The organism is Roseicyclus sp. (assembly GCF_052168335.1).
Classification (GTDB): domain Bacteria; phylum Pseudomonadota; class Alphaproteobacteria; order Rhodobacterales; family Rhodobacteraceae; genus Roseibacterium.
The window spans coordinates 1-5,402 of the sequence record NZ_JBQLZP010000166.1; the positions used below are offsets into that span (position 1 = coordinate 1).

Annotated in this window: 8 protein-coding genes and 1 tRNA gene; all 9 read right to left on the bottom strand. The window is 68.7% G+C overall.

All coding sequences use genetic code 11. The annotated features are described in order from the left end of the window. Positions 1 to 99: 99 nt before the first annotated feature. The 9 genes from ACTS11_RS05110 to ACTS11_RS05150 all read right to left on the bottom strand — a co-directional run bounded on the left by ACTS11_RS05110 (position 100) and on the right by ACTS11_RS05150 (position 5,068). Positions 100 to 564, bottom strand: a complete 465-nt coding sequence (locus tag ACTS11_RS05110; protein ID WP_442639263.1) for a hypothetical protein — start codon at positions 562 to 564, stop codon at positions 100 to 102. Between the two features lie 182 nt (positions 565 to 746). Then, a complete protein-coding gene (trpB, locus tag ACTS11_RS05115; protein ID WP_442639264.1) occupies positions 747 to 1,967 on the bottom strand; it encodes a tryptophan synthase subunit beta in 1,221 nt (406 codons plus the stop codon). Positions 1,968 to 2,122: 155 nt separating this feature from the next. Beyond that, positions 2,123 to 2,557 (bottom strand): DUF7282 domain-containing protein, encoded by a 435-nt coding sequence (locus tag ACTS11_RS05120; protein ID WP_442639265.1) that lies wholly within the window; start codon positions 2,555 to 2,557, stop codon positions 2,123 to 2,125. 62 nt (positions 2,558 to 2,619) lie between these two features. Further along, positions 2,620 to 3,264: a phosphoribosylanthranilate isomerase gene (locus ACTS11_RS05125; RefSeq protein WP_442639266.1), complete on the bottom strand. Its 645-nt coding sequence runs from the start codon at positions 3,262 to 3,264 to the stop codon at positions 2,620 to 2,622. A 14-nt stretch (positions 3,265 to 3,278) separates the two neighbouring features. Further along, positions 3,279 to 3,647, bottom strand: a complete 369-nt coding sequence (locus tag ACTS11_RS05130; RefSeq protein WP_442639267.1) for a LapA family protein — start codon at positions 3,645 to 3,647, stop codon at positions 3,279 to 3,281. Between the two features lie 30 nt (positions 3,648 to 3,677). Continuing rightward, entirely contained in the window at positions 3,678 to 3,962 is a 285-nt protein-coding gene (gene ihfB, locus ACTS11_RS05135) for an integration host factor subunit beta (protein WP_442639268.1), read from the bottom strand. Between the two features lie 216 nt (positions 3,963 to 4,178). Beyond that, a tRNA-Arg gene (locus ACTS11_RS05140) sits at positions 4,179 to 4,255 on the bottom strand. Between the two features lie 46 nt (positions 4,256 to 4,301). Then, the gene (locus tag ACTS11_RS05145; protein WP_442639269.1) at positions 4,302 to 4,769 is read right to left on the bottom strand and encodes a GNAT family N-acetyltransferase; all 468 of its coding nucleotides are present in this window, start codon (positions 4,767 to 4,769) and stop codon (positions 4,302 to 4,304) included. Then, positions 4,757 to 5,068, bottom strand: coding sequence for an ETC complex I subunit (locus ACTS11_RS05150; protein WP_442639270.1), 312 nt, complete (start codon positions 5,066 to 5,068; stop codon positions 4,757 to 4,759). The genes ACTS11_RS05145 and ACTS11_RS05150 overlap by 13 nt, the downstream gene beginning before the upstream one ends. Positions 5,069 to 5,402 lie beyond the last annotated feature (334 nt).

The following is a 5,402-nucleotide window of genomic DNA, read 5'->3' on the forward strand; positions in this document are numbered from 1 at the left end:
GTCGGGACATGCCCATTTCTGTGTTTCCCCGAAGCGATACCCCACCGGCGAAACACCGGCGGGGTTCGAGCCTAGGTCGTTCTGACGAAGGACTGCACCTCAGTCGTCGTCATCGTCGTCATCGTCGTCGTCATCGTCCGAGCTGTCGTCGTCGTCGCAGCTGTCATCATCGTCCCAGCCGTCGTCGTCGTCGTTCCAGCTGTCGTCGTCGTCGTCCCAGCGGTCGTCATCGTCGTCCCGGCGGTCGTCGTCATAGCGGTCGTCGTCATAGCGGTCGTCGTCGATCTCGACCAGTCGGCCGGTGAAGCCCGGCCCGTACGAGGCGTCCGGCTCGGAATACGACCGCAGCAGGTTTCCCTCGGCGTCGTAGTAGAAGTCCGAGTCGCGGCCGGCGCCGTAGGCGTCCACGTCGAGGATGCCGTTGCGCTCGATGTCGATCTCGATGCGGACGTATCCCTGCGCGACGAGGTCCTCCACGATCTTGTCGATGACGTCCTGGGGCGCGGCCTTGGCCAGGGAGGCGCCCAGGGCGAGTGCGACGGCGGATGTCGCGAGAAGTGTCATGGCTCGCATTGTTGTCTCCTTGAGTTCCGTTTCGGTACGGGACGCCGCCCGATCGGCGCCGCCCTGACCGTGAGATGCCTCGCCGGACCGCAGGAGGATATTTGCACGGGGTTTATCGCCCCCGCCATAAACGGGAGCGCCAGAGGCCTAAACCAAAGGAATAGGACGCCGCCGGAGCGCCCTCACATCTCCCAGCCGAGCGCGCGGGCCACGGTGAAGATGTCCTTGTCGCCCCGCCCGCACATGTTCATCACGATGAGATGCTCGCGCGGCAGATCCGGCGCGATCTTCGCGACATGCGCCAGCGCGTGCGAGGGTTCGAGCGCGGGGATGATCCCCTCCGTCTCGCAGGAGAGCTGGAAGGCGGCCAGCGCCTCGGCATCGGTGATCGAGACGTATTGGGCTCGGCCCACGTCGTGGAGCCAGGCGTGTTCGGGTCCGATGCCGGGATAGTCGAGCCCGGCCGAGATCGAGTGCCCCTCGAGGATCTGCCCGTCCTCGTCCTGCAACAGGTAGGTGCGGTTCCCGTGCAGCACGCCCGGACGCCCGCCGGTCAGCGAGGCGCAATGCTCCATCTTCTCGTTGACGCCCTTGCCGCCCGCCTCGACGCCGATGATCCCCACCTCCTTGTCGTCGAGGAAGGGATAGAAGAGGCCCATCGCGTTCGAGCCGCCGCCGATGGCGGCGATGATCGTGTCGGGCAGGCGCCCCTCGGCCTCCATGATCTGTTCGCGGGTCTCCTTGCCGATGATCGACTGGAAGTCGCGGACCATCGCCGGGTAGGGGTGCGGGCCAGCCACCGTGCCGATGCAGTAGAAGGTGTCGCGCACGTTCGTGACCCAGTCGCGGAGCGCGTCGTTCATCGCGTCCTTGAGCGTGCCGCGCCCGCTCGTCACCGGCACCACCTCGGCGCCCAGCAGCTTCATGCGGAAGACGTTCGGCGCCTGCCGCTCCACGTCGGTCGCGCCCATGTAGACGATGCACTTGAGCCCGAACTTGGCGCAGACCGTCGCGGTGGCCACGCCGTGCTGGCCGGCGCCGGTCTCGGCGATGATGCGGGTCTTGCCCATGCGGCGGGCGAGGATGATCTGGCCGAGCACGTTGTTGATCTTGTGCGCGCCGGTGTGGTTCAGCTCGTCGCGCTTGAAATAGATCTTCGCGCCGCCCAGCCGCTCGGTCAGGCGCTCGGCGAAGTAGAGGGGCGAGGGACGGCCGACATAGTGCTTCCAGAGGAACTCCATCTCGTCCCAGAAGCCCTTGTCCGTCTTGGCATGTTCGTACTGCGCCTCGAGCTCGAGGATCAGCGGCATCAGGGTCTCGGACACGAAGCGCCCGCCGAAGTCCCCGAAGCGGCCCTTCTCGTCGGGGCCGGTCATGAAGCTGTTGAGAATATCGTCGGGCATGGTCTGGCTCCCCTTCGCGCGTCCCGGGTGGTTCTAGCGCGGCCCCGCGCGGGGGGCCAATCGAAAAAGGCCGCCGGGACGGACCGGCGGCCTCTCGGGCGGATCGGTCGCGCCCCTCGGGGAATCAGCCCTCCTCGCCTCCTCGGGGGAGGGCATCAGCCCTCCTCGGGGTCGCCCGCGTCCATCATCATGTCGAAGGTGGTCATGACGTGGTCGCCTTCCTCGGACACGGGGTAGTCCTCGACGCCCTCCTCCCACTGGAAGCCTTCCTCGGCGCCCGATTCCTCGTAGAGCACGACGAAATAGGTGACGCCGGGCACGAAATCGCCCTGCACGCGGACCTCTTCGGTCCGGCCCGGCGCGACCTCGGCGAAGCCCGCGGGCTCGCTTCCGGGGGCGGTTCCGGGCAGGTCCTCGGTCACGACGATGTAGCCGGGGGTGCGCGCGACGACATTGTCGATCACGAGGTCCGCCCCCTCGGCACGCGCCTCGCCCGCGCTCGGGACGTCGTCCTGCGCGAGGGCGGCCGGCGCGGACAGGACAAGGGCCGGCAGGGCGAGGACTGCGGCGGTCTTGGCGATACGGCTCATGGCGCTCTCCTTTCGCGGTGCGTTCGGGGCACCAACGAAGGAGACGGGGGGCTCGGTTCCGCTCAGGCCGTGCGGAGGGCGGTCGCGAAAGCCTCCATGCGGGCCGCGTCCTTGATGCCGCGCGCGCCCTCGACGCCCGAGGAGACATCGACCTGCCGCGCCCCCGTCAGGCGCACGGCCTCGGCCACGTTCTCGGGCGTCAGGCCTCCGGCGAGCATCCAGGGCTTCGTCCAGTACTTGCGCCCCGCGAGCAGCCGCCAGTCGAAGGACAGGCCGTTGCCCCCCGGCAGGTCGGCGCCCGGCGCGGGCTTGGCGTCGATCAGGAGCTGGTCGGCCACGGCGGCGAAACGGTCGATGGCCGAGAGGTCGGCCGCCGTGGCGATCCCCAGCGCCTTCATCACCGGCAGGCCGTAGCGCGCGCGGACCTCCGCCACGCGGCCGGGGCTCTCCTCGCCGTGGAGCTGGAGCATGTCGAGCGGCACCGCCCCGGTCAGCGCGTCGAGTGCTGCATCGTCCGCGTCCACCGTCAGCGCGACCTTGGCCACGCCCGGCGGCACCTCGAGCGCGAGCGCGCGGGCGGCGTCGGGCGACACGTTGCGGGGCGATTTCGGAAAGAAGACGAAGCCCACGTAGCGCGCGCCGAGACGTGCCGCGGCGGCGACGTCCCCGGGGCGGCTCAGGCCGCAGAACTTGATCGAAACGTCCATGACGGGAGCGGCCCTCAGCGGGCCGTGCCGGTATCCTCGACCAGCGCCAGGATCTCGTCGCGGTTCGGGTCGCGGCGGCCCTTCAGCGCCTCGACCTCGCGCTCGAGCTTCTGCGCCTCGCGCCGGTTGGTCCTGGCCTCGGCGCGATGCCGGTGCTCGCGCAGCCATTCCCAGACAAAGCCGACGAGAAGGCCCGTGACGACGCCGCCGAGGATCACGACAAAGAGCGGCAGCTCGATGGCGTAGTCCACACCCGACCAGAGCGCGAGTTCCTGCGGCAGCACCGTCAGCGTCACCGGATCGCGGTTGGCGAGCGCGAGGATCACCAGCGCGATCGCGACGAGGATCAGGAACAGGTACTTGATGGCGCGGATTATCTTCATCGCTTCCCCCGGGTGGCCGGCCGGCAGCCGTCAGTCGTCGCCGTTCAGCCGGTCCCGTAGCAGCTTGCCCGCCTTGAAGAAAGGCACGTGCTTCTCGTCCACGTCAACGCTCTCGCCGGTGCGCGGATTGCGGCCGATGCGCGCGTCCCGCTTCTTGACCGAGAAGGCGCCGAAGCCGCGCAGCTCCACCCGGTTGCCGTCGGCCAGCGCCTCGATGATCTCCTCGAAGATGGCGTTCACGATGCGCTCCACGTCCCGCTGGTAGAGATGCGGGTTCTCGTCGGCGAGCTTCTGGATGAGCTCCGAGCGTATCATGGCGGCCCTCCCAAAAGCCCCGGGTCCTTGTTTTCCGGGCAGTATAGGGAAAACCAATCAGGGTGGATACCGGATTCCGGGCCCTCAGGCGGCACCGGCGCGGCCAAATGCCCGTGTCCATGGGCCGATTCCGGCTGAGCGGGGCGGAATCCGGCCGAAGCGGCGGGTCGGGCGGTCCACCCCGGGCCTGTCCAGCGCAGCGATTCGCGGTGAAGCTGGCGACCCCTCGAGGACTCGAACCCCGAACCTGCTGATTAGAAGTCAGCTGCTCTATCCTGTTGAGCTAAGGGGCCGCTCCGGAGCGGTTTAGCGAAGCGGGCGGCGTCCGTCCACGCCCCGCTACCGGAGATCGAGACGCATGAAGACGCTCTCGGGGTCCTCGCGGTAGGTTCCGAAGGGGCCCGTCTCGACGAAGCCCGCCCGCGCGTAGAGCGCGCGCGCCGCGGCATGACCCTCGCCCGAGCCGGTCTCGAGAAAGACCGCGGAGGCGCCGCCGGCGCGGGCGATGCCGACGAGATGCCCGAGAAGCGTGGCGCCGACCCCGCGGCCCCGCGCCTCCGAGACGGTGTGCATGGACTTCAGCTCGACCGCGCTGCCGAAAGGCTTGAGCGCCGCGACACCGAGGACGCGGTCCCCCTCGCGCACGGCATGGACCTGTGCGCCCGCGGCGCGGAGCTCCGCCGAGGTCATGACATGGCAGCTTTCTTCCGGCGAGAGCGTGCGCATCAGCGCGTGGTGGCGCGCCAGCACCTCGTCGACGGCTGCATCCTCGCCCTCGACGCGGGAGATGGAGATCAGTGCGTCCACTGTCCGCGCCGGTCGGTGGCGAAGTTCTCGCCGTAGCCGCGCGGCCGGATGTTCGGCTTGCGCGTCTTGGGCTGGATCACGACGGCGTCGATGCCGTGGTCGGCGGCGTAGTCCTGCGCGGCCTCCAGCGTCTCGAAGCGCAGCCGCACCTGGCTGTTCATGTCCGAGGAGCTGGTCCAGCCCATCAGCGGGTCGATCTTGCGGGCGCTTTCGGGAACGAACTCGAGCACCCAGTCCCGGGTCTTGGCCGTCCCGGAGGACATGGCCGACTTGGCAGGGCGATAGATGCGCGCGCGCATGGGAAACCTCTCCTGTCGTTCTGACCGCGTTATGGGGATCGTGCGACGCTTTTTCAATCGCCAACCTGTCGCGCCCAACGGGCGGAACGGCCATCGCTGCGGGGAGGGGGGAGAGGGTTGCCGACCGGGCTCGAGGGAGCGAGGGGTGGGTGGGTGTTCGAGCCCGGCCGGCAACCGCTTCTGCTGCTTGCACCTAAAACTGTAAGGCAACGTTGACGGGCATTGCAAGAGAAATTTCGCCCTAGAGTTGTAATTTCTGCCTGCGCCTCGTCCACCTTTTGTTAACCTTTTGAACGCTCAAGCCCGCACGGGGCGCCCCCGGCGCCGCCGCCCC

Excerpts from the sequence above, each read along its gene's own strand:
- ACTS11_RS05120 (WP_442639265.1), bottom strand. The coding sequence starts at position 2,557 with ATGAGCCGTATCGCCAAGACCGCCGCAGTCCTCGCCCTGCCGGCCCTT.
- ACTS11_RS05150 (WP_442639270.1), bottom strand. The coding sequence starts at position 5,068 with ATGCGCGCGCGCATCTATCGCCCTGCCAAGTCGGCCATGTCCTCCGGG.
- ACTS11_RS05130 (WP_442639267.1), bottom strand. The coding sequence starts at position 3,647 with ATGAAGATAATCCGCGCCATCAAGTACCTGTTCCTGATCCTCGTCGCG.
- ihfB (WP_442639268.1), bottom strand. The coding sequence starts at position 3,962 with ATGATACGCTCGGAGCTCATCCAGAAGCTCGCCGACGAGAACCCGCAT.
- trpB (WP_442639264.1), bottom strand. The coding sequence starts at position 1,967 with ATGCCCGACGATATTCTCAACAGCTTCATGACCGGCCCCGACGAGAAG.
- ACTS11_RS05110 (WP_442639263.1), bottom strand. The coding sequence starts at position 564 with ATGACACTTCTCGCGACATCCGCCGTCGCACTCGCCCTGGGCGCCTCC.
- ACTS11_RS05125 (WP_442639266.1), bottom strand. The coding sequence starts at position 3,264 with ATGGACGTTTCGATCAAGTTCTGCGGCCTGAGCCGCCCCGGGGACGTC.